This window comes from Nitrosospira sp. CT (genome assembly GCF_059489795.1).
The window spans coordinates 54,571-75,764 of record NZ_JCAHZJ010000030.1 but is presented as its reverse complement, the minus strand read 5'-3'; the positions used below and the strand labels follow the sequence as shown (position 1 = coordinate 75,764).

General features: G+C 54.6%; 23 protein-coding genes. 9 read left to right on the top strand and 14 right to left on the bottom strand.

Going from position 1 to position 21,194, the window contains the following annotated elements; all coding sequences use genetic code 11:
- Window positions 1-118: 118 nt before the first annotated feature.
- Window positions 119-616 carry a 2-C-methyl-D-erythritol 2,4-cyclodiphosphate synthase gene (gene ispF / locus AC52W5_RS05005; RefSeq protein WP_495670202.1) on the top strand — a complete coding sequence of 166 codons (498 nt, stop codon included), beginning with the start codon at window positions 119-121 and terminating at the stop codon, window positions 614-616.
- A 71-nt stretch (window positions 617-687) separates the two neighbouring features.
- Complete coding sequence (gene thpR, locus AC52W5_RS05000) at window positions 688-1,248, top strand: RNA 2',3'-cyclic phosphodiesterase (protein WP_495670201.1); 561 nt, start codon at window positions 688-690, stop codon at window positions 1,246-1,248.
- A 24-nt stretch (window positions 1,249-1,272) separates the two neighbouring features.
- Here the strand turns inward: thpR and AC52W5_RS04995 are convergent, their stop codons facing one another.
- Window positions 1,273-1,713: a host attachment protein gene (locus AC52W5_RS04995; RefSeq protein ID WP_074703856.1), complete on the bottom strand. Its 441-nt coding sequence runs from the start codon at window positions 1,711-1,713 to the stop codon at window positions 1,273-1,275.
- Between the two features lie 136 nt (window positions 1,714-1,849).
- On the opposite strand from AC52W5_RS04995, the gene tsaB reads away from it, so the two are divergent.
- From tsaB to AC52W5_RS04980, 3 genes are read left to right on the top strand one after another with little or no spacing between them, the layout of a single operon-like run.
- Window positions 1,850-2,521, top strand: coding sequence for a tRNA (adenosine(37)-N6)-threonylcarbamoyltransferase complex dimerization subunit type 1 TsaB (gene tsaB / locus AC52W5_RS04990; RefSeq protein WP_495670200.1), 672 nt, complete (start codon window positions 1,850-1,852; stop codon window positions 2,519-2,521).
- A complete protein-coding gene (gene rimI, locus AC52W5_RS04985) occupies window positions 2,518-2,979 on the top strand; it encodes a ribosomal protein S18-alanine N-acetyltransferase (RefSeq protein ID WP_074974677.1) in 462 nt (153 codons plus the stop codon). The genes tsaB and rimI overlap by 4 nt, the downstream gene beginning before the upstream one ends.
- The gene (locus tag AC52W5_RS04980; protein WP_495670199.1) at window positions 2,976-3,788 is read left to right on the top strand and encodes a uracil-DNA glycosylase; all 813 of its coding nucleotides are present in this window, start codon (window positions 2,976-2,978) and stop codon (window positions 3,786-3,788) included. The genes rimI and AC52W5_RS04980 overlap by 4 nt, the downstream gene beginning before the upstream one ends.
- A 40-nt stretch (window positions 3,789-3,828) precedes the next feature.
- Here AC52W5_RS04980 and AC52W5_RS04975 read toward each other — a convergent pair whose 3' ends face one another.
- Both AC52W5_RS04975 and AC52W5_RS04970 read right to left on the bottom strand, forming a co-directional pair.
- Window positions 3,829-4,272, bottom strand: a complete 444-nt coding sequence (locus AC52W5_RS04975; protein ID WP_495670198.1) for a HEAT repeat domain-containing protein — start codon at window positions 4,270-4,272, stop codon at window positions 3,829-3,831.
- Entirely contained in the window at window positions 4,250-5,461 is a 1,212-nt protein-coding gene (locus AC52W5_RS04970; protein ID WP_495670197.1) for a hypothetical protein, read from the bottom strand. Before AC52W5_RS04970 ends, AC52W5_RS04975 begins: the two co-directional genes overlap by 23 nt.
- A gap of 288 nt (window positions 5,462-5,749) precedes the next feature.
- Here AC52W5_RS04970 and AC52W5_RS04965 point away from each other — a divergent pair, with 288 nt between their 5' ends.
- From AC52W5_RS04965 to AC52W5_RS04955, 3 genes are all read left to right on the top strand, one after another.
- Window positions 5,750-6,343 (top strand): LemA family protein, encoded by a 594-nt coding sequence (locus AC52W5_RS04965; RefSeq protein WP_074974761.1) that lies wholly within the window; start codon window positions 5,750-5,752, stop codon window positions 6,341-6,343.
- A gap of 90 nt (window positions 6,344-6,433) precedes the next feature.
- Window positions 6,434-7,339 (top strand): TPM domain-containing protein, encoded by a 906-nt coding sequence (locus AC52W5_RS04960; RefSeq protein ID WP_495670196.1) that lies wholly within the window; start codon window positions 6,434-6,436, stop codon window positions 7,337-7,339.
- Complete coding sequence (locus tag AC52W5_RS04955) at window positions 7,340-7,840, top strand: TPM domain-containing protein (protein WP_113067668.1); 501 nt, start codon at window positions 7,340-7,342, stop codon at window positions 7,838-7,840.
- A 61-nt stretch (window positions 7,841-7,901) separates the two neighbouring features.
- Here AC52W5_RS04955 and lplT read toward each other — a convergent pair whose 3' ends face one another.
- Window positions 7,902-9,176 (bottom strand): lysophospholipid transporter LplT, encoded by a 1,275-nt coding sequence (gene lplT / locus AC52W5_RS04950; protein WP_113067669.1) that lies wholly within the window; start codon window positions 9,174-9,176, stop codon window positions 7,902-7,904.
- Between the two features lie 208 nt (window positions 9,177-9,384).
- Between lplT and alr the strand changes: the two genes are divergently transcribed.
- Complete coding sequence (gene alr, locus AC52W5_RS04945; protein WP_495670195.1) at window positions 9,385-10,458, top strand: alanine racemase; 1,074 nt, start codon at window positions 9,385-9,387, stop codon at window positions 10,456-10,458.
- A 213-nt stretch (window positions 10,459-10,671) separates the two neighbouring features.
- Here the strand turns inward: alr and AC52W5_RS04940 are convergent, their stop codons facing one another.
- From AC52W5_RS04940 to AC52W5_RS04895, 10 genes are all read right to left on the bottom strand, one after another.
- Window positions 10,672-11,469, bottom strand: a complete 798-nt coding sequence (locus AC52W5_RS04940) for a peptidylprolyl isomerase (protein ID WP_074974685.1) — start codon at window positions 11,467-11,469, stop codon at window positions 10,672-10,674.
- A 12-nt stretch (window positions 11,470-11,481) separates the two neighbouring features.
- On the bottom strand, window positions 11,482-11,757 hold the full coding sequence (locus tag AC52W5_RS04935; RefSeq protein WP_495670194.1) for a BolA family protein: 276 nt from the start codon (window positions 11,755-11,757) through the stop codon (window positions 11,482-11,484).
- Window positions 11,758-11,773: 16 nt separating this feature from the next.
- A complete protein-coding gene (locus tag AC52W5_RS04930) occupies window positions 11,774-12,076 on the bottom strand; it encodes a YciI family protein (protein ID WP_074974762.1) in 303 nt (100 codons plus the stop codon).
- Window positions 12,076-12,621 (bottom strand): septation protein A, encoded by a 546-nt coding sequence (locus tag AC52W5_RS04925; RefSeq protein WP_495670209.1) that lies wholly within the window; start codon window positions 12,619-12,621, stop codon window positions 12,076-12,078. Before AC52W5_RS04925 ends, AC52W5_RS04930 begins: the two co-directional genes overlap by 1 nt.
- A 92-nt stretch (window positions 12,622-12,713) precedes the next feature.
- A complete protein-coding gene (gene msrB, locus AC52W5_RS04920) occupies window positions 12,714-13,124 on the bottom strand; it encodes a peptide-methionine (R)-S-oxide reductase MsrB (protein WP_074974688.1) in 411 nt (136 codons plus the stop codon).
- A 51-nt stretch (window positions 13,125-13,175) separates the two neighbouring features.
- Window positions 13,176-14,390 carry a DUF2863 family protein gene (locus AC52W5_RS04915; RefSeq protein WP_074974689.1) on the bottom strand — a complete coding sequence of 405 codons (1,215 nt, stop codon included), beginning with the start codon at window positions 14,388-14,390 and terminating at the stop codon, window positions 13,176-13,178.
- Window positions 14,391-15,202: 812 nt separating this feature from the next.
- Window positions 15,203-16,156 carry a cyanobactin maturation protease PatG family protein gene (locus AC52W5_RS04910; protein ID WP_495670193.1) on the bottom strand — a complete coding sequence of 318 codons (954 nt, stop codon included), beginning with the start codon at window positions 16,154-16,156 and terminating at the stop codon, window positions 15,203-15,205.
- Window positions 16,157-16,244: 88 nt separating this feature from the next.
- Window positions 16,245-16,535, bottom strand: coding sequence for a hypothetical protein (locus tag AC52W5_RS04905; protein WP_495670192.1), 291 nt, complete (start codon window positions 16,533-16,535; stop codon window positions 16,245-16,247).
- On the bottom strand, window positions 16,532-17,476 hold the full coding sequence (locus tag AC52W5_RS04900; protein ID WP_495670191.1) for a S8 family peptidase: 945 nt from the start codon (window positions 17,474-17,476) through the stop codon (window positions 16,532-16,534). The genes AC52W5_RS04905 and AC52W5_RS04900 overlap by 4 nt, the downstream gene beginning before the upstream one ends.
- Before the next feature lie 482 nt (window positions 17,477-17,958).
- Window positions 17,959-21,159 carry an efflux RND transporter permease subunit gene (locus tag AC52W5_RS04895; RefSeq protein WP_495670190.1) on the bottom strand — a complete coding sequence of 1,067 codons (3,201 nt, stop codon included), beginning with the start codon at window positions 21,157-21,159 and terminating at the stop codon, window positions 17,959-17,961.
- Window positions 21,160-21,194: the final 35 nt, after the last annotated feature.

The window sequence follows — 21,194 nt, the reverse complement described above, 5'->3', positions numbered from 1 at the left end:
CCCATCCTGCAGCTGAGCAATTTTTATCATAGTAGGTCAGGCTCTGCCTGACGAGTCACGCAAAGCACCGATTACTGTTTCTCATATTTTTCCCGGAATTAAACAAGAAGAGGTGATAGTGGACGGATTCAGAATCGGGCAGGGTTTTGATGTACACCAGCTGGTCGAGGGTCGTAAGCTTATTATCGGCGGAGTGACCATTCCCTACGAGAAAGGTTTGCTGGGGCATTCCGACGCGGATGTACTGCTGCATGCAATATGTGATGCGGTACTGGGAGCTGCGGCATTGGGTGACATCGGCAGGCATTTTTCTGATACTGATCCGCGTTACAGGAATATTGACAGCCGCGTGCTACTGCGGAACGTGGGCAACCTCCTTGCGGAACGCGGGTACAGGGTGGTGAATGTCGATGCCACTATCCTCGCACAGGCGCCTAAAATGGCGGCTCATATACCTTCCATGATCGGAAATATTGCGCAGGACCTGAGCATGCAGCCCGGAGATGTCAACGTCAAGGCCAAGACCGCTGAACGTCTTGGTCCGGTAGGGCGAGGCGAGGGAATAGAGGCGGAAGCGGTATGCCTGATTACCCGAATAAATCAAGCGAATGACTGAGCGAAAAACAATCGGGACGTAAATTGAGTGGAAAGTGACGGGCGGGTGAGCGGGTAGATGAATGGTGACAGATGGCTGAAGAGACCAGGCTTGTCAGGCAAAAAGCAGTACGCCTGTTTTTTGCGATATGGCCCGACAGGGAAGCCTGCATGCAGCTGGTACGGCTGACCGGACGATTAGCATCGTTTTGCGAGGGGCGGAGAACAAAAACGGACAACATTCACCTCACATTGGTTTTCGTAGGGGAGGTGGATGCAGGCCAAATGGCTGCTTTATACAAGGCAGCGGATGAAATCAAGGATTCCGGGGTGCGCGCTTTCGATCTGATTATCGAAAGAATCTGCATGTGGAAGCGCAAGAATATCGTTTATGCGGAAATCAGCGAGATTCCCCAGCCGCTCATCGATCTGGTCGAAGCTTTGCAGAGCAGACTTTCATTGGCGGGATTTTCATTGGAGGAGCGACCTTACAAGCCCCATATCACGCTCATGAGGAATGCATCCTGTAAAACGCTGCCTGAGCTGGCAGAACCGATGGTGTGGCGGGCGCGGGAGTGGGTATTGGTTAAATCGGACCGGACCAGCGACGGTTCGGTTTATACGCCAATCGGTCGCTGGTCTCTGGAAGGATGATCAAACCCTCCTAATAACTGAATATCAAAGATAAATGCAGCTCTCCAGTTGTTTTACCAGGTTTCTTTCATTGGCCCTGGTGTAATCCTTTTCAAAAGTATCGCTTACGAGGTTGCGCACCTGGCTTCCAAGATTGCTATTGATGAGACCGATAAATGGCGCCGATACAACCAGGATCAGGCGTTGATAACTGTTGGTTTTGCGCCCATTCTCCAGTTCCCGGGCTAGCTGCGAGGCGAAAGTCCATGCCTCATGCTGCTTTGGATCGGTGGCAGGTATGTAGGAGCCGCGACCATTCCCGTTACTTCTGTTATGTCCCGGGCGATCGGTAACCAGGTCCACCCGCTTCTCCCTGCTGGCGTCATGCCGGAATTCCCTGAGCTTCTGTAATCCTTTTCTTGGTCCGTAGTTTGCGTAAAGATATGCTGCGCTTGCGTTTGCAACCAGAATCCACGTGATGCTCATGACTCCTCCGTGCGATTAGTGATAAAGTTAAACGAACTGGAGTGTTGCTCAACAATAGACAATGATTTCTCCGCCGAAGTTTCCATACGGGTTGTCATTGTACTGACATTATGCTCGATATTTCTTCGACTTGGCCTTGAAAATTCTCGCTTTCGATACATCCAGCGAATATTGTTCTGTTGCGCTGTTGCTGGAGCGTGACATCCTTGGTGAGGAGGTTCTTGCGGGACAGCGCCACTCCGAACTCGTTTTGCCGATGGTGAGTCGAATACTGGATGAAAGCGGACTGACGCTGGCACAACTGGACGGCATCGCTTTCGGCTCGGGTCCCGGATCCTTCACCGGGTTGCGTATTGCCTGCGGAATAGCGCAGGGACTGGCTTTCGGGGCGGGACTGCCAGTGATCGGAATAGGTACATTGGAAGCATTGGCACAGCAAGCTGGTGGAACACAGGTCATCACCGCGCTGGATGCGCGCATGCACGAGATCTATCATGCTGCTTACAGGAAAGTGCTGGACGAATGGCAAGCCGTGAGCGAGCCCATACTCTGCCTGCCGCAAAATGCGCCTCCGGTGCAGGAGCAGGACTGGACAGGTTGCGGCAGCGGGTTCGATATGTATCCCACAGTGCTGCGCAAACGTTACGAAGGCTACCTCAATCACATCATCAGCGGCGTCCGGTCGGATGCGCGTGCAATGGCGCAACTGGCTGCACCCCGATTCGCGAGGGGACAGGGGCTCGATCCGGCTGATGCCGCTCCGCTCTATATTCGAAACAAGGTGGCCCTGAAGGAAAAGGAGCGATGAGTGCCCAATTGCAGGAAGCGCCCCGAATAAGGCGAATGGTGCCCTCAGACCTCGAAGCGGTAGTGACGATTGAGAGGGAGGTTTTTCTTTTTCCGTGGACTCAGGGCAATTTCAGCGATTCGCTCGACGCAGGCTATCATTGCCGGGTATTGGAGCAGGATGGGCATATTTTTGGATATGGCGTAATGACAATCGGGGCAGAAGAAGCGCATTTGCTGACGCTCAGTATTGCCCCGGAATCGCAAGGAAAGGGTTGGGGTGAAAAATTGCTGCGCCATTTCATCGGGATTGCAAGGGAGCAGCTGGCGCTCACCATGTTTCTGGATGTGCGCGAATCCAACCATGCTGCTGCCCGGCTGTATGAACGTCTCGGATTCAGGCAGATCGGGAAGCGCAAGGATTATTATCCCGCAATGGGCGGGCGCGAAGACTCGCTGGTGATGGAACTGGTGTTGTGATCAGCAACGATAGAAAACGGGTCAGACGCGGCGAGATACTCAAAGAGTTGGGATTGGCGCCGGTATGGCGCGTCAGGGAGCGTACCGAAGACGAAAGCCCAGCTAGGGCGCCAGAATCGGATCAGGTGATGGTAGCGTCGGCTGTTGCGTATCCCGAATTCGAAGAACAGGTAGAACAGGTTTGTGTGCCTTCTGCTGACGCGACAGAGGATGTAGCAGAGAAGCGCCGGGCGACGATTCTGCGGATGGACTGGGATCAGCTTAAAGAGAGTGTGGAAGGCTGTGTGGCCTGCCGGCTATGCAATTCACGTACGCGCACCGTGTTTGGCGTGGGGGATCCGGATGCTGACTGGCTTTACGTGGGTGAAGGACCGGGCGCGCAGGAGGATGCCCTCGGTGAACCCTTCGTGGGGCAGGCAGGCAAGCTGCTGGATAACATGCTGATGGCCATTGGTTTAAATCGAGGTCGTGATGTTTTTATAGCCAACATCGTAAAGTGTCGCCCGCCTGGCAATCGCGAGCCTTCGGACGACGAAGCGCAATGTTGCGAGCCGTACCTCGCGCGGCAAATCGAGTTGATTAAGCCGAAGCTGATTGTCGCGCTTGGCAAAACCGCCGCCAGGAATCTGCTCAATACCGATGCAAGCATAGGCAGTCTGCGTGGCAGATTGCATCAGCATAAAGGTATTCCGGTGATCGTTACCTATCACCCGGCTTATCTGCTGCGCACGCTGGTTGCCAAAGCAAAGGCATGGGAGGACCTCTGTTTCGCCCAAAGCACCATGCAGGCCTTGAAGGCCTCGGAATAAATCCGCGTTTGGGAACAGCAGGCGATACAGTCTCCTGGCATTACTCCTTGGGGGGGCGTTGTGATTCCATATTTGCAGAGGAGTCCATTTTTTGCTTGAAAAGTAGCGCGCGGAGAGCTTCATTTGCGGCTTTGGCCGCCTCCGGGTCGGAATCATCCAGGTGACGGCGAAGCTTCCCTTCGGATTCCGCCGCACCGATGTCCCCCAGCATCGTTAAAACCAGCGGCATGTTTCTGCGGTTTTCCAGCTCGTGCTCCAAAAGAGGGATTGCCTTGCGGCCGCTCTGCACGAGGAACATCCCGGCCAAAGTCCTCACATTTTCGTTTAGCGAACTTAACCCCTCGATCAGCCTCTGTCCGCTGGCGCTCGTACCAAACAGTTTCCAGACCATGTTTGCGCGGTACAAGTCGGCTGCTTTGAGGAGCCATTGCGAGCTTTCCCCCTTGCCATTCAGTGATCCTTCAGATTTTCGTTGGGACGTCATACCGTATCCATATATCCGGCTCGTGAGGTGCGGAATGGTCGAACCAGACAGGTAATACATTTTCTATGATATCCGGATGGGTGAATCGCTGCCCGCCGCGATCCGCCAGAATCACCAGATCCAGTCGCACCCGCACCGATACCACGCGGTTTACGTGTCCGAAGTTGGGCCAGTACTTGTGGGGATGTACTGGACAGGCGAGAAGAACCATTCTGCCGATATCGATTGCCTGGTTTGCCAGCAGGACGACGTTGGCTCCATGGCTATGGGCAAAAAAATCCGGTGATTTAAGTCCCTTGCCTTGCACCCATGCCGTCAGCGTAAGCGCTGCCAAGGCGCGGGCTTGGTCGCTGTATCCGCCGGACCATTCAAATCGGTCCGATCCTGAATAAACGGAGGGGTCTACGGATTGCAGAATATAAGTGTGAAAGTCTCCCCCCGGCTGCCACCAGCTAGCTGTTCTCGCCCAGGTGCCATGGATAATGAGGCTGGTGTGAGCAGGCTCGCCTTCTCCCCCGTAGTCGGTATTTTGTAAAAGGGGCACCAGCGCGGGGTGTTCCGGCAGTATGCGCGCCAGTGCGGTGGCGGCCACATCCCGTATCAATAGTTCCTTGCTTGCTGTGCCTCGGGCAAGAATGGACACAAGGCGCTCCATGTCGCCTTGAAAAGTGGGGTGAGGTATGAAGAATCCGTCAACAGCGTCCAGATACGAGACGGCAGCTGCGACCCGCACCAACTCATCGGAATGATGCAATGAGACCGCTAGAAGCCTGAGAAGCGACTGCGCGTCACGGATCTCGAAAAATTGGACAGTATATTTCGTTTGCAGCTCGGAGATTGGTTTGGCATAAATCGGTTGGCCGATGAGAGTACCGCTTATCGTTCCGGGGGAGAGTGCGTTTTCCTTTTCAATCTCATTGATGAGCTCAGTGAGCAGCAGATTTTCGGGTGACACTTCTATGCCCATCTTTGCCACATCTGGTGGGATGCCGAGCGATTCGAGGTCTTCAGGTGGAACGCTTTCAGGATCCGGCGGGCGTTTCCTGTAGCGAGCCAGGATATGCGTTGGCTTAAACAGTATGCCTGCATAGAGCAGAAAGGCGGCCTGCGATTGGGCAGCAATGTCATTATCCATGCTGAAAGCATCTGGTATTCGGAGCGGCTTATCGACAACTGTGGAATAAGGCATGGTTTCTCCTTCGGGCAGGTGGTTTTTTGTTACACCTATTCGATCACATCGCTTTTAATTCTAGGACAGCCTGCCTCGTTATGCTTCATTCAGGGAAAGCGGTTCGGCGGGGCAGAGTGCCCAATGATGTGGGATGAAAATGACTTCCGCGCGGGAATGATAACGAACTCGTCTCTCGAACTCATTCGATTAGTCCCTCTTGAAATCCGCGCACTCGTCCTTATTTCTTTCCTTATTCATGAGTTCGCCTATACTTATCCATATCGGCATTTTTCCAGGAAGATTTTCATGAACAACGTGCTGCGGTCTCTGATATTGCTTCTGGTGCTCAGCCTGAGTGGTTGTGGATACAATACCTTGCAGTCTACGGATGAGCAGATCAAGGCAAGCTGGGGTGAAGTGCTGAACCAGTATCAACGCCGTGCTGACCTCATCCCCAATCTGGTGAATGTTGTAAAAGGTTTTGCTGCTCAGGAGAAAGAAGTGCTGCTGGGCGTAACCAACGCGCGTTCCAGGGTGGGCAGCATCCAGGCCACGCCCGAGCTTTTCAATGACCCGGAGGCATTTGCGAAGTTTCAGAGTGCCCAAGGGGAATTGTCGAGTGCTCTGTCGCGTTTGCTGGTTGTAGTGGAGAAATACCCGGAACTGAAATCAAATGCCAACTTCCGGGAATTGCAGGCGCAACTGGAAGGCACGGAGAATCGTATTGCCGTGGCCCGTAACCGTTACATCAAGGCGGTTCAGGAATACAACATCGTAGTGCGCTCCTTCCCCACCAACCTTACCGCGATGGTGTTCGGCTACAAGGTGAAGCCCAGCCTCACGGTTGATGACGAGAAAGCGATTTCAACCGCGCCCAAGGTGGATTTCAGCAAGCCCTAGGCGGAAGAGGCGTTTGCTGATCTTGGAGCTTGAAATTGGACTCCACCCATCCTACTCGCGACACCAGCCGGAAATGGCAAGGGCTTACATATGATTCATGCCGGGAAAAAAATCCTCGTATTCATCGCTCTGCTTATTTCAGCCTCCCTGTCGATGGCGGATGCCGCGATTCCGCCTCTCAAAGCCCGTGTTACCGATCTTACCGGTACACTTTCTACAAACGAAGCTACCCAACTTGAGCAGAAGCTCGCCGCATTTGAAGCCAGGAAAGGCAGCCAGGTTGCCGTATTGATCGTTCCCACCACCCAGCCTGAAACCATCGAACAGTATTCAATTCGGGTAGTGGATGCCTGGAAGCTGGGACGCAAGGGTATTGATGACGGTGTTCTGCTGCTGGTTGCAAAGCAGGATAGAACTGTGCGCGTGGAAGTGGGCTATGGTCTGGAGGGCGTGCTTCCGGACGCCGTGGCGAAGCGGATAACCGACGAGATCATCGTGCCGGAATTCAGACAGGGCCGATTTGCGTCAGGCATAAATGCCGGTGTCGATCGAATAATAGGGGTAGTCGAAGGAGAGTCCTTACCGCCACCTCCCGCCCGTTCCGCACACGGCGGCGATTCTTCTGCTGCCGCCGATATTCTGGTGAATAATATTATTTTTGTCTTTATCCTGCTCTTCATTGCGGCCAAGGTATTTCAGTCCATTTTCGGCCGCTTTCTCGGTGCGACGCTGATGAGCGCAGTGGCAGCCATTATCGTCTGGCTGGTATTTGCTTCGATATTACTTGCCTTGATCGCCGCTGCCTTTGCGTTTTTCATCAGCCTGTTCGGCCACGCCGGCAGCGGAATTTACAGAGGAGGGCGCGGCTGGCCGGGTGGCTTTGGTGGTTATGGAGGATGGGGTGGCAGGGGCGGTCCCGGCGGCTTCGGCGGTGGCGGGGGTTTCGGCGGAGGCGGGGGCGGCTTCGGTGGCGGCGGCGCCTCAGGGAGATGGTAGATGGATTTCACGCGAGTACTGCGGCATCTTTTTACAGGACCATTGGCGGTGCGCAAGGCATTTCCCGCTACGGCCCTTACCGCTATCGAACATGCGATCGCACAGTCGGAATTCGGTCATCGGGGAGAAATCCGCTTTGCAGTGGAGGCGGCACTGGATATGCTGCCTCTGGTGAGAGCAACATCGGCACATGATCGGGCTATCGAAGTATTTTCACAGTTGCGCGTGTGGGATACCGAGCATAACAACGGTGTCCTGATTTACCTGCTTCTGGCCGATCACAATGTCGAAATCGTTGCTGACCGGGGCATCGACGCGAAGGTCGGCCATGAAAAGTGGGAAACCATCTGCCGTGAAATGGAAACCCATTTCAGTCAGGGGAAGTTTGAATCCGGGGTCATCAGTGGAATCCAGTCAGTAGGTTGTCATTTGCAGGAGCATTTCCCGGTCGGGCGGGAAAGTGGGGAAAATGAACTGTCCAACAGACCAGTTATCCTGTAGGCATTACGGCCGATAATTCCACAATAGCCTTCGATGTACCCCTAAATTCCCCTAGATTCACTCAGTGCCCCTTGTGTGCGCCAATGAGATGAAGAGAATCCTCGATGCTCTGGTTGTGCAGGTGCCACTGGCGTATCACCGCCATGATCACGGCTACGAACAGGCCGAACAGAATAATCACCGTATACACATGCACGTCAAAGCTCACCAGCAACGCATACAGTCCCAGCATAGTGAGAATACTCAGATTCTCGTTGAAATTCTGGACAGCAATAGAGTGACCGGCGCCCATCAGGATGTGGCCGCGGTGTTGCAGCAGTGCATTCATTGGCACGACAAAAAATCCGGCAAGTCCGCCAATCAGCATGAGAAGCGGAATCGCAATCCACAACTCGCGGGCAAAAATCATTGCCATTACCACAATGCCCATGGCAATGCCCAGAGGAATCACCTTCACGGATTGCCGGAGTGACACTATTCGTGCTGCAAGGACTGCGCCTATGGCAATGCCGACGGCGACTACGCCCTGGAGTTGCGCCGCCTTGCTCAAGGGATAACCGAGGGCAACATCTGCCCATTTCAGCACGATGAATTGCAGCGTTGCACCCGCGCCCCAGAAAAGGGTCGTTACCGCCAGTGAAATCTGCCCCAGCTTGTCTGCCCACAGTAGCCTCATGCAGTGGCCGAATTCATGCACGAGAAACATTGGATTTTTCCTGAGAATGCGGTGATCGACTCCCGTGTTGGGGATATAAAGATTGAAGATGGCAGCAGCAGTATAAAATATGGCGATGAGCAGTATGCTTGCTTCCGGTACAGTGTCCACGCCGGTATCGATCAGGGGAAAATCGAACGACAGCAGGACAGCGGAGATGGCTGGCGAGATCAGCAAGCCGCCCAACACTGTGCCCAGTATGATGGAGGCCACGGTCAAGCCTTCGATCCAGCCATTGGCGATGACGAGTTTTTCGGGCGGCAGCAGTTCAGTCAGTATCCCGTATTTTGCGGGGGAATAGGCGGCCGCGCCAAGCCCGACTACCGCGTAGGCGGCAAGCGCGAAGTACTGGTGCATGGCCAGGAAAAGCAGGCTGCAGCCCACAATCTTGATCGCATTGCTGATGAACATGACGCGGCCCTTGGCCATGGAATCCGCGAAGGCTCCGACGAAAGGCGCGAGGATCACGTAAAAGAGAACAAACACAAACTTGAGCATCGGGGTGAGATAAGCGGGTGCGTGCAACTCCACCAAAAGGGCAATGGCAACAACCAATAGCGCATTGTCGGCTAGCGAAGAAAAAAACTGGGCCGCCATAATGGTATAAAATCCGCGTTTCAAGCGTTTTCTCCTAGAACTTGACCTTCTTTTTAACGATGAGGCGTGGCATTATACAACGGTCGTCGGACCCTCTCCTGATGGAAAATTTCAAACCTTTGATGCTGCCCAAAAAAATACCTGGTCTGGAGCACTCATAACAACTCTCGTTCCCGCAAAATCCCTTCAAAGAAAATCTTCAAGAAAAACTTCCGGATATCCCTGAATTACCATGTCGCGTCCCATTCAAGCGTTGATTGATCCCGCCGCGCTCGAGCACAACCTGGCTATCGTTCGTCGGCATGCGCCGCGTTCACGCGTGATGGCGGTCATCAAGGCGGATGCATACGGTCACGGGTTGTTGCGCGCTGCCGAGGCCCTGGCGGAGGCAGAAGGATTTGCCCTGCTCGAACTGGATGCTGCCGTGCGTTTAAGAGAGGCGGGCTATCGCCAGACGATCCTGTTGCTAGAAGGTTTTTTCGACGTAGACGAACTGCGCTGGATCGAGCAATGCCATTTAAGTACCGTGGTGCATCACCCTGAGCAGCTTGCCATGCTGGAGGCGGTTCGACGGCGTGCAACGCTGGATGTATTTCTGAAGCTCAATAGCGGCATGAACCGGCTCGGATTTACACCCCAGGAATTTCCCGCTGCGCTGGAGCGCCTCAAGGCGAATCCCGCGGTGCGGCAAATCACCCTCATGACCCATTTTGCATGTGCCGACGAATCGGATAGAAACGACAGCATCACAGCGCAACTGCAATGTTTCAACCTGGCTTCGGGAGGGAGAAATATGCCTCGTTCGCTCGCGAATTCTGCCGCCATTCTTCGTTTTCCCGAAGCACATGCTGACTGGGTGCGTCCCGGCATCATGCTTTATGGTTCCTCACCGCTTGCTCACACAACCGCAGAGCAACTGGGTTTGCAACCCGCCATGACTGTATCGAGCAGAATTATCTCCGTGCAAACACTCAGGCCAAGCGACGGCGCGGGTTACGGGTACGCTTTCCGGGCTGACCGATCGATGCGAGTGGGCATTGTTGCAGGGGGCTATGCTGATGGCTATCCCCGCCATGCTCCTACCGGTACCCCGGTGCTTGTAAAGGGAAGACGAACACGGGTTGTGGGACGCATCTCCATGGACATGCTGCATGTGGACCTGAGCGAGATCGAAGATGCGGGCGTAGGCAGCGCGGTAACGCTATGGGGGAGGGGCATGCCGGTTGATGAGGTTGCGCAGGCCGCTGGTACACTGGGCTATGAACTGTTGTGCGCGATCGCGCCGAGAATGCAAAGGGTAACGTAAGCAGGAAGCACTTTGGAAGCGCATTGTCGGGCGGAGCCCGACAATGCGATCGTCGAGCAATGGATCTACTCCATCCCATTCGCGCGTTTGCAGACAGATAGCTCAAAGATGCTTTCAGACACAAAAAAGGCAGCCTTGGCTGCCTTTTTTGTACTCCGGAGCGATGCGCTGCCGGGTAAAGGGAATGGGAGAATAAAGCTTATGGGAAGAAGCTTACTCGACTTTCGCCTTCGAGCGCAGATCGTTGACCGAGGCCGCAAACTGACGCTGCAACACGCGCTGGGCCAGGTTTTGTTTTATTTCCTCGAATGGGGGAATTTTCAGGGGTCGCACATCATCCAGACGGATCACATGCCAACCGAAGGGGGTTTTTACCGGCTGATCGGTGAGTTGGCCCTTGCGCAGCTTGGTCAAAGCCTCGGCAAAAGGTTGAACATAGCTTGCAGCCGGGCTCCAGTCCAGTTCGCCACCCTTGCTCTTGCTGCCCGTATCCAGGGATTTTTCCTCGGCAAGTTTGTCAAACTTTGTGCCTTTTTTTAACTTGGCGATAATGTCTTTGGCTTCTTCTTCTGTAGCCACCAGAATATGATGCGCCTTGTATTCCTTATCCCCCATCTGCGTCTTTACCGTTTCATATTCCTTATGCAGCTCTTCGTCGCTTACCGGGTGGTTCTTTATGTAATCGATCTGGTACGCTCTGACCATCGCTGTCTGGCGAGCCATGTCGAGCTGGGTGACAAAGTCAGGATCCCTGTCCAGTCCCTTCTTCTTCGCTTCCTGGGCGATTACCTCTTCAGTGATGAGATCCTCGCGCAAAGCTTTCCTCGCCTCCGGCGTATCCGGCTGCCCCTGGCCAGCGCGCGCCTTCATTATGAATTCGAGGCGCGATTGAGGAATCGGCGTACCGTTCACCTTTGCCATGGTTGAGCCGGTCTGGGCCTGAACGGCCGTCGCGGCGATCACTCCGGAGATACCCAGTGCCGCAAGTCGAGTAAATTTCATAAAATGCATGAAGGTTCCTTCTCAGTGGATCGAATCAAATTCCTCGGGAGTATACGCTTTTACACTTAAGGCGTGAATATTCTTGTGCATCATCTCGCGCAGGGCATCGTAAACCAGCCGGTGCCGCGCCAGGGCCGACTTGCTGATGAATTGATGTGAGACGATGGTAAGTAAATAGTGGCCACCCCCTGCTTTGGCGCCTTTATGTCCCGCATGGCGTGCGCTTTCGTCCGCAATCCGGATTACTGTAGGCTCCAGAGCAGCGAGCTTCTGCTTCATCAATTCGATAGTGTTCATCCGGCCTCTGGTGAGGTTATGCCGGTAAAACCTTCTTGAATGGCTTCACCATCACTTTTGCATAGACGCCCGAAATGGCGTAGGGATCCGCTTCCGCCCAAGCCTGGGCTGCTTCGAGCGACTCGAATTCGGCTACGATCAGGCTCCCGGAAAATCCTGCCGGCCCGGGATCGGGGCTGTCAATCGCGGGATATGGACCGGCTAAAACAAGGCGCCCGTCTTCCTGCAACGCTTTGAGGCGTTCGAGATGCGCAGGACGCACCGCCATTCTCTTTTCAAGACTGTCGGGCACATCCTCGCCACTTATTGCATATAGCATCATGCCTCTTTATCCTCGTCAGTCACCATGTATTTCCCCAGCATCAATCCCTGCAATACGACAAAAACCAGTATGAAGCCCATAAAGCCGAACAGCTTGAAGTCAACCCAGGTTTCAGTAGAGAAATTGAAGGCGACATAGAGGTTGGCGGCGCCCATAAATGCAAAAAACGCTGCCCAGCTCGCGTTCACCCGGACCCAAACCGCTTCCGGCAGGGTGAGCTGTTCTTTCATCATCGTCCGGATAAAATTTTTCTTGAAAACCGTCTGGGCTATCAACAGTGCGGCCGCGAACAGCCAGTAGAGCACGGATGGTTTCCATTTGATGAATGTTTCATCCTGCAGAATAAGTGTTGCGCTGCCGAAGACGACTATGAGAACCAGACTGACCCACAGCATGGTATCGACTTTGCCATGGCGGAACCATACCCAGCCGATCTGCACAAAAGTGGCGCCAATCGCTACAGCAGTGGCGGCATAGATGCCATAAATCTTGAAAGTGATGAAAAACAGGATTACCGGAAAGAGATCAAAAAGAAATTTCATCGCGATGGAGTTTGAGCGGACACAGTTATTTGAGAGTGCGGGGCGCAATTGGCAAAGCGCATTGCGTCCCATTTACTTCCCTTGCTGCCCGTTTATTCAGTCTTCGAAGCATCTCGATCGAGTTTGAGGGAAGCGGAATTGATGCAGTAGCGCAGTCCGGTCGGAGCAGGGCCATCCTCGAATAGGTGACCGAGGTGCGCGTCACAGCGGGCGCACAACACTTCTACCCGCCGCATGAAATGGCTGTTATCTTCCTGGTTGACGACATTTTCCGATCGGGCAGGCTGCCAGAAAGAAGGCCATCCCGTACCGGAATCGAATTTGGTCTCCGAGTCAAACAAGGGAGCGCCGCAGCAGGCGCAACGATACACGCCCTGATCGTGGCAGTTCCAGTATTCCCCTGTGAACGCCCGCTCTGTCCCTTTTTCGCGGCATACATGATACTGCTGCGGGGTCAGCTGGTTTTTCCATTCCTGCTCGGATTTGACAAGCTTGTCGCTCATGATTCCTCTTCCGGAAAAAATTGATGCTCCTGAATAAGATGATGAACACTCTCAATGCAGATGTATGGGCGCTACTTCACCTTCTTCCGGGAATTCTGCATGCACGATTTCGCCATCCGCATTGGGAAACAGCGGTCCCCCGCATTCTTCGCAGTACTCCATAAGAAAATGCTCTTGCAGCAGAATGGTTTGTGTCACTCCGCATTCCCGCAGCGCTGCCTCGATCTGAGCGACGCTATCTGTATTTTCATCCTCATCCCCTACCAGTCCCCAGATGATGCCGTAGAGCACGTTATCCCGATCCTTGAGGGTGAAGCCAATGCGATATTCCTCCAGCCACTGATCATAGAAAGGCGCGATCACTGCACGCAACCTGTCTGGGGAAATACTCAGAGTGGTTTCCAGAAAATCAACCGTGGCACGCACCGAATAGGGGCGAGCTAGGCGGTCCGCCGCGCGCCATGCTGAAAAGAAGCCATCCGGCATCAGCAGTTCAAACGCACAGCCCTGGAATAGCGGCAGCAGCACTGCGGTACCGTGAGTCTGCCATGCGTGCAGTATCTGCTCTTTGGAGAACTGGAGGGTGGAAACGTTGCTGCCCTTGTGCTCGCCCGCGTCCCCCTGCTGCCAGCGGAACATGGGTTTTCCCTGAGGGACTGCGACCCCGCCGAGGAGATAGCGGGTATCAGAAAGAAACCGTCCCGTTTCAGCAAGCTGCTGTGGGTTCATATGCAAATCGCGTTGTCCTGTCACCGCTGCCGACCAGAGTTTGCGAGCCAGTTCATGTGTAAGATGATAGCCTCTTGGCAATTGATCGGGGCTGAAAAGACAATCTGCAAGCGCAAGCCGGGCATCGTCCGCCAACACCTGCACCTGCAACTGCCCGCGAAGTTCGGAAAGCACGGATTCTGCCATTGGTCCCGAGGGAATCGAAAAACGTGACCAGGTGAGCACCGGTACAGCAAACATTAAAACGTCGTAAGTGTGATCCCCTCGCGTGAATATGCTGCATTCTATTGCAGCTTCGATGGCATACATGAATTCACTGTAGCCTCCAGGATCAGCATCATAAAGCTGATCCAGCGCAGCTTCGAGATTCTGATCGTCCCCCGTACGCAGTTGGGCATGTATTTTTGCCGCAAGGCGATTCTCCCAGAAGGCGTCTTCTACGCGACTGCCGGAGGTGGCAAGTCCCGCTGCCAGGCGCACAAGCTCCTGAACCATGCGCGCAGACTTGGTGCGATGAGGGACGCGAAGTTTTTTCATCAAATTGGCGTCCTAGATGGTTAAAGGATTATTTTAACCTAAATCCTGAATTCCCTGATATTTTGAAGCACTTACTGAGTCGGCGAGCAAGCAGTACAAGCTCATATCGGATCAGATGGTCCGGCAGACAGCAAAGCATGGCATAAAGCAGGCTGCGAAGCATAGCCGGAGGCAGGCGAGTACAGTATTCTTCTCCGTCAGGGAATCGCCTCCTACGCCCTCCTGTGCCCTTTCCGGCCCCCTCCGCAGGGTTGCGGAGGGGGTCACTCGCCATCATCAGTTCCGATACGCTTCCTCAAAACCTTTCACGAACAGGCCCCCACGGAAGGAAGGGACACAAGGTCGCGTCACAGCTACAAGCTCCGGATGCCGGATTGCAATTGCAAAACAGTGTGCATCCCGGTCCGAGATCTATCGTTCGCATCATTTGCGGAATCACCGTTGTGCCATTCATGGAACCCTGCCTGCTCTTGAAATAATTCCCGGTTGTTTTGTAAACTGATGACTCCGCGCTAAATCCTGGTATGTTCATGATTTATCTCCTTTCAACCAGTGCAGCGATATTTCCTAAAGCTCCCCCAATACCGCATGAATTGCCCGTATGGCACCATGTTCCGATCTACAGATACAGATGTCGGTTGCAGCATCACAGTCGCATGTCCATTCCTGCAGCTTTATGCGTTGAGGGATAATTGATCCCTCAACCCGATGCATTGGCCCGGGCAACCGCCGAGCGATAGTATTTGTGCGCCGAAGCGAGGCCTCAGCAGTAAATCCTGGCATATTCATTTCACACCTCCTTCTTTGGAAAATCAACGTTCATAATACGGAGAGATCTTGGTGACGAGGAAAGGAAACTCCTCGGTCACGTCCACGCGCACAAAGTACTTATCGGTAAAATCGGTGTTGCGGTTGGTATAGGAGAAAATGACCTCGACGATGTTGCGTCCGCTGCTTAAAGCGGAGGGGCGCACTTCCACGCCCGTCAGGGAATGATCTTCCGCGAACTCTTCCGCCGCCTTGGCATAAATGGCGGGATAGCGCATGGCAAGGTAGTTCAACGCCCGATGTTCATCCGTAGCGCCTGCGTTATCGGTCATGTGCATGATCCGGTCAAACAACTCCCCGGCAGCGGGATCGAATCGCTCCTTGGCCATTTTCTCCGGTTTCGGGATTGCCTTGATCAATTCATTTCGCCCAAAGGAATAGATCTGATCGAATACCACTACCGGCACCATCAGCCCGTTACACATCTCCGGCGGAGCAATGGGACCGCGCATTCCGATGACCACATCGATATCCTGGGGGGCAGGAGCGGGCCGGATGGCATCAATCAACATACCGACATCAGCAGGATCGCGTGGAACCAGAAGATAGGTTTCCAGTCCCTGTACCGTCAGCACCCAGCATAGTTGCCGCACCAGATACCGGTTCTGCCGCTGGGACAGGACTTCATGGAAGGCCTGCTGATCGGTTTTGCCAGCGGTTTCCGCACGCCCGGTAGCCTGCGCAAATTCTTTTTCCACACTCAGATTAGGAAAGCGCGCCTCCACTCGTCCTATGGCATAAACAAAGGCATTCATGCCGCCATTCGCATTCATGCCTTCGGTTCTACCCGGACTTTGGCTCATGCGAGCTCCGTTACAACCGCAGCCTCCTCCCATCTGGGGAGAGACCATTGCGTTCGAGGCCGAATCAGGCCTTGCCTGAATCGGTTGGCCTGTTGGGCTTTCGACAGGCTCTGCCATCGCAGTTTGTTCGTTCATATTGCTCCTCCCTTAACTTGATAGTGCCAACAGCGTTAAAAAGCTGAAAATCTCCTCTAAAATGACACTTAATTCTCTTATCATGCTCTTACTTCCGGCTGCGGGGTGTAAAAGCGAGCCAGCGATTGAGGGCAGCCGTCCGCCGTTCGCAGCCTCCGCAAGGTTTCATTCGAAAATAAGTGGTGGCGCGCTTGATCGCATCACCGAGCCCGATCTCCTCATCAGTAATGAAACCGGGCAGGCGCACGCGGTGAGCGGCCTGCTTGCCTATATCTGCAACGCTTTCACGTTTAACCGGGTTTTTATCGCTTCCGCCATTTGTATTTCTTTCGCTCCCGTTCCTGCGACCCGGATTTACGTTGATATCATTTTCAGTCATGCTGTTTGTCTCCTCGTATTTACCGCAGACAGTATCTGCCAGGCCGACTCGGCATCCAGCAGGGGTGGAACCACCGAACCCCGCCGCGGGTGATGGAGTTGCATGTGACCGCCTCCGGTTCCCATCATGGTTGCTTGCCGAAAGTTTTGAGGTTGGCGCATGAGGGCGAGCTTGATCTGGGTCGCCGTGGCATCAGGAAACTGTGACCACAGCAGCGCAATGGCGCCGGTGACAAAAGGCACAGCTACACTTGTACCGCCCATAGTGAGGGTTCGTCCCTCAGCGCCAAGGCCGGTGATGTTGTCGCCGGGCGCGCTCAACCCGCGCGTTCCGATCGTGCTGCCGAGATTGGACTCGTTGATCGGATAGCCACGCAAATCGCAAGCCACGACCGGAATAACCCAGCGATGGCGAGTAATGACCGAACTGCCCAGCATGCCCTGGTTGCCTGCTGCAGCAGCAATCAGTACACCGCGGCTCAGCGCCTGGTTGAATGCTTCATCCAGCAGCTTCTCTTCTCTCGTCGAGGGCTGTGCCAAGGCCAGGCTCAGGTTGATAACGCGCGCACCCGCATTGATGCAGTCACAAATCGCCGCTGCCAGTTCTTGCGGAGTGGCACTGGGCATGTGCTCGCGTCCAGCGGTACTTTCACTGAAAATCGGGCGGATAAGGAGCGTACAGTCGGGACAAATGGCAGGCGCAGGAGAAGTGTGCCTGGCCGCGAGGATGCCGGCGATGAAGGTTCCATGCAGGCAGGCGCTGCTATTGGTCCTGGTACAGCTCGCCCCGTTATTTCCGGATATCTCCTGAAGATGTCCGTTTGCCAGATCCGCATGACTGATGGCGACAGGGCCGTCGATGAGTCCGATCCTGATATCGGGACTGCCGCTGGTACGCTGCATCAACCCGGTGAGCTTGACGAGTTCGGTAGGGCGCAACACTTTCTCCTGAATCTAAAGTTATAACCTTCCACGCAGGGCGAAGACAGCTTGAGCCAGGAAAGTACTCACCCACTCTCGCCTGTTTTATGTTTAGCACACCTCATGCCGCAAGCAAGCTCAACCAGATCCCTAAATGCGGGCAGGTTTAGCAGGAATAAAGACCGGGGAAATTTTTATCCGAAGTGGAAGCGAGAAGGGGATTTGGCGGTCTATTGATCCACCCAGAAAATACTATGAATCTCGTCATTCCGGGTCTGATCTGGAATCCAGCAAACCGGAATCCAGCCCAGACCCGTAATGGCATGCTTTGAATGTCACTGGATACCGGCTTCAGCCGGTATGACGTTTGTACTGTTTGCTCGCCGACTCAATAAAAACAGCGACTGCAAACAAGATTCGACAGGTGACAGCGGCTGGATGTTACCCGCACCGGGTACTCGCAGCCATTTGGATCCAAAAATATGGAAACTGCCAGCATTATCTCAAGTTGTCCCTGCGGGATCGGGCACATCTCTTCCGTGGGCGAGATGGTACAGCACCGGTAGTACCAGCAGTGTCAGGGCCGTGGATGACAGAATTCCTCCAATGACCACCGTTGCCAGCGGCCGCTGCACTTCCGCCCCGATACTTGTAGCCAAGGCCATGGGAACAAACCCGAGGGCAGCCACCAGGGCTGTCATCAATACCGGGCGCAATCTCGCGAGTGCTCCTTCCTTGATGGCATCTTCCAGTGACCGGCCTTGCGCGCGCAAGTCCCGTATGAATGACAGCATCACGAGGCCGTTCAGCACGGCGACACCAGACAGAGCAATGAACCCGACCGCGGCGGAAATGGACAGGGGGATGCCCCGCAACCACAATGCCACTATACCGCCACTGAAGGCAAAGGGAACCCCCGTGAACATCAACCACCCGTCCCGAAAATTGCCGAACATGGCATAAAGCAGCATCAGGATCAGCCCAAGCGCCAGGGGAATGGCTATTTGCAACCGCTTCGCCGCAGAAACCAGTTGCTCGAACTGTCCACCCCAGGTAAGCCAATATCCGGAAGGAACGGGCACTTGCTCCACCACCCGTGCTTCCGCTTCTTCGACAAAGGAACCAAGATCCCTACCTCGTACATTTGCGGTAACGACAGCCCGGCGCTTGCCGTTTTCCCGGCTCACCTGGTTGAGTCCCTGGAGAACTTTGATATCGGCGACTTCGCCGAGGGTAACGTAGGTCATGCCGACGGGCGCTTGGGCTTGCGGATTTCCGGTTGGTGTCTGGTTTTGCGGATTCCCGGTTGCCGATCCTCTCACTGGAATTCCGACGGGCAATCGCCGGAGTGCATCCGGATCAGTCCGCAACTGTTCCGGTAGCCGCACCTGCAGCTCGAAGCGGCGATCGCCCTCGAAAATGGTTCCGGCGTTTTTTCCACCAATGGCAACCGCTACTGCATCCTGGATATCCGCGACATTCAATCCGTAACGGGCAAGCTTTACACGGTCAGGCTGAACGGTCAGCACCGGCAAGCCGGTAAGTTGCTCGATTTTTACATCCGCCGCGCCGGGAACGGTTTTGAGTAGATGCTCGACCTGGTCTGCCACCCTGAACAGCGTCTCCATGTCATCACCGAATACCTTTACCGCGACGTCCGCTCGCACACCGGACAACAACTCATTGAATCGCATCTGGATGGGCTGGGTGAATTCATAATTGTTGCCCGGTATCTGGCCTACCGCTTGCTCCAGTGCAGCGATAAGATCTGCCTTCGTGGAATATTGTTTCCGCCATTGCGACTGGGGTTTCAGCATGACGAAGATGTCCGCCACGTTCGGCGGCATGGGATCGGTTGCAATTTCGGCAGTTCCGATCTTGGTGAAAACACGGTCCACCTCGGGAAATGCCTTGATTGATTCCTCCAGTTCATGTTGCATCTCGATGGCCGTGGTCAGGCTGGTGCCGGGGATGCGGATTGCGTGCAGCGCGATATCGCCCTCATTGAGGCTGGGTACGAACTCCGTCCCCATTTTTGTGGTCAGCAGGCCGCTCAACACAACAATCACAACGGCGGTGGTAACGGTGAGGCCCTGGTTCCTCATTACGGCGTCGAGAACCGGCAGGTAGGCTTTCTTCGCCCACGCAACCACCGCGCTTTCCTTTTCTGTCACTTTTCCCGTCAGAAAGAGTGCAATCGCCGCCGGGACAAACGTTATGGAAAGAATCATCGCACCTAGCAGGGCAGTTAATACCGTGTAGGCCATTGGGTGGAACATTTTCCCTTCCACCCCTGAAAGTGTGAAGACCGGAAGATAAACCACCATGATGATGAGCTCGCCATAGATGAGCACACGCCGCGCTTCCCTGGTCGCGTCGAATACCACTGCAAGACGCTCGTTCAATGAGAGTTCCCGCCCGAGCCGTGCCTGCTCATGAGCCAGCCGCCGCATGCTGTTTTCCACGATGACGATCGCGCCGTCCACGATGAGGCCGAAATCGAGCGCCCCCAGGCTCATCAGATTGGCGCTGACCTCATTGGCTACCATTCCGGTAAAGGTGAACAGCATCGAGAGTGGAATCACGAGCGAAGTGATGACGGCCGCACGCAGGTTGCCAAGGAAAAGGAACAGCACGACGATGACCAGTATCGCGCCTTCGAGCAGGTTGGTGGCAACAGTCCTGATCGTCTTGTCCACGAGCGTTGTCCGATCATAGACGGCGATCGCCTCGACACCTTTCGGCAGATTCCGGTTGATTTCGGCAAGTTTTTCTGCGACGGCCTGGGAAACGACACGGCTATTTTCCCCGATCAGCATGTGGGCGGTGCCGATGACAGTCTCCTGCCCATTTTGCGTCGCGGCCCCCGTGCGCAATTCCCGTCCTATCAGGACATCGGCCACATCCTTGATGCGTATGGGAATCCCCAACCGGGATCCAAGGGTGATGTTCCCGATCTCTTTCAGGTTTGCCACCTGTCCCGGCACTCGCACCAAGTACTGTTCGCCGCTTTTCTCGATATATCCGGCGCCGACATTGAGGTTATTGACGCGCAATGCGACGATGACGTCATTCAGTGTCAATCCGAAAGAGATCAGCTTTTCGGGGTAGGGCGCGACATGGAATTGCTTGACGAAACCCCCGACGGCGTTTACTTCCGTGACGCCCGGTACCATGCGCAGCTGCGGGCGGATGATCCAATCCTGGATTTCCCGCAGGTCGGTGATGCTGTATGGCGACCCGTCAGGCTTTTGCGCACCCTCTCTTGCATTGACGGACCACATGAAAATCTCGCCCAGGCCGGTTGAGATCGGTCCCATGGTCGTTTCCACATCAATCGGTAAACGCTCTTTGGCTTCCTGCAGCCTCTGGTCGATCAACTGGCGGGCGAGGTAGATATCCGTGCCGTCCTCAAAAATAACCGTAACCTGCGAGAGGCCGTAGCGGGAAAGCGAACGGGTGTACGCGAGATTGGGGAGTCCCGCCATGATCATCTCGATCGGGAAAGTGACGCGTTGTTCAACCTCGATCGGGGTATACCCGGTTGCCCGTGTATTGATCTGTACCTGCACGTTGGTTATGTCGGGCACGGCGTCGATGGGGAGCTTCTGGTAGCTATGGATTCCCACGACCCCCATCGTCAGCACGGCCATCAGGACCAGCACGCGTCGCTGAATGGAGAGTTCGAGGATGCGCTCAATCATGATGCCGGTGAAACTGATCTATTTGATCAAGAGGG

What these genes read in the sequence shown, in the direction of transcription:
- AC52W5_RS04995 (WP_074703856.1), bottom strand. Translation starts at nt 1,713, where the DNA reads ATGAGCATCACGTGGATTCTGGTTGCAAACGCAAGCGCAGCATATCTT.
- AC52W5_RS04930 (WP_074974762.1), bottom strand. Translation starts at nt 12,076, where the DNA reads ATGCTATATGCAATAAGTGGCGAGGATGTGCCCGACAGTCTTGAAAAG.
- AC52W5_RS04940 (WP_074974685.1), bottom strand. Translation starts at nt 11,469, where the DNA reads ATGCATTTTATGAAATTTACTCGACTTGCGGCACTGGGTATCTCCGGA.
- AC52W5_RS04975 (WP_495670198.1), bottom strand. Translation starts at nt 4,272, where the DNA reads ATGACGTCCCAACGAAAATCTGAAGGATCACTGAATGGCAAGGGGGAA.
- AC52W5_RS04960 (WP_495670196.1), top strand. Translation starts at nt 6,434, where the DNA reads ATGATTCATGCCGGGAAAAAAATCCTCGTATTCATCGCTCTGCTTATT.
- thpR (WP_495670201.1), top strand. Translation starts at nt 688, where the DNA reads ATGGCTGAAGAGACCAGGCTTGTCAGGCAAAAAGCAGTACGCCTGTTT.
- AC52W5_RS04955 (WP_113067668.1), top strand. Translation starts at nt 7,340, where the DNA reads ATGGATTTCACGCGAGTACTGCGGCATCTTTTTACAGGACCATTGGCG.
- AC52W5_RS04915 (WP_074974689.1), bottom strand. Translation starts at nt 14,390, where the DNA reads ATGAAAAAACTTCGCGTCCCTCATCGCACCAAGTCTGCGCGCATGGTT.
- msrB (WP_074974688.1), bottom strand. Translation starts at nt 13,124, where the DNA reads ATGAGCGACAAGCTTGTCAAATCCGAGCAGGAATGGAAAAACCAGCTG.
- AC52W5_RS04925 (WP_495670209.1), bottom strand. Translation starts at nt 12,621, where the DNA reads ATGAAATTTCTTTTTGATCTCTTTCCGGTAATCCTGTTTTTCATCACT.
- AC52W5_RS04970 (WP_495670197.1), bottom strand. Translation starts at nt 5,461, where the DNA reads ATGCCTTATTCCACAGTTGTCGATAAGCCGCTCCGAATACCAGATGCT.
- alr (WP_495670195.1), top strand. Translation starts at nt 9,385, where the DNA reads ATGTCGCGTCCCATTCAAGCGTTGATTGATCCCGCCGCGCTCGAGCAC.
- AC52W5_RS04910 (WP_495670193.1), bottom strand. Translation starts at nt 16,156, where the DNA reads ATGAACGAACAAACTGCGATGGCAGAGCCTGTCGAAAGCCCAACAGGC.
- rimI (WP_074974677.1), top strand. Translation starts at nt 2,518, where the DNA reads ATGAGTGCCCAATTGCAGGAAGCGCCCCGAATAAGGCGAATGGTGCCC.
- AC52W5_RS04965 (WP_074974761.1), top strand. Translation starts at nt 5,750, where the DNA reads ATGAACAACGTGCTGCGGTCTCTGATATTGCTTCTGGTGCTCAGCCTG.
- AC52W5_RS04905 (WP_495670192.1), bottom strand. Translation starts at nt 16,535, where the DNA reads ATGACTGAAAATGATATCAACGTAAATCCGGGTCGCAGGAACGGGAGC.
- AC52W5_RS04935 (WP_495670194.1), bottom strand. Translation starts at nt 11,757, where the DNA reads ATGAACACTATCGAATTGATGAAGCAGAAGCTCGCTGCTCTGGAGCCT.
- AC52W5_RS04895 (WP_495670190.1), bottom strand. Translation starts at nt 21,159, where the DNA reads ATGATTGAGCGCATCCTCGAACTCTCCATTCAGCGACGCGTGCTGGTC.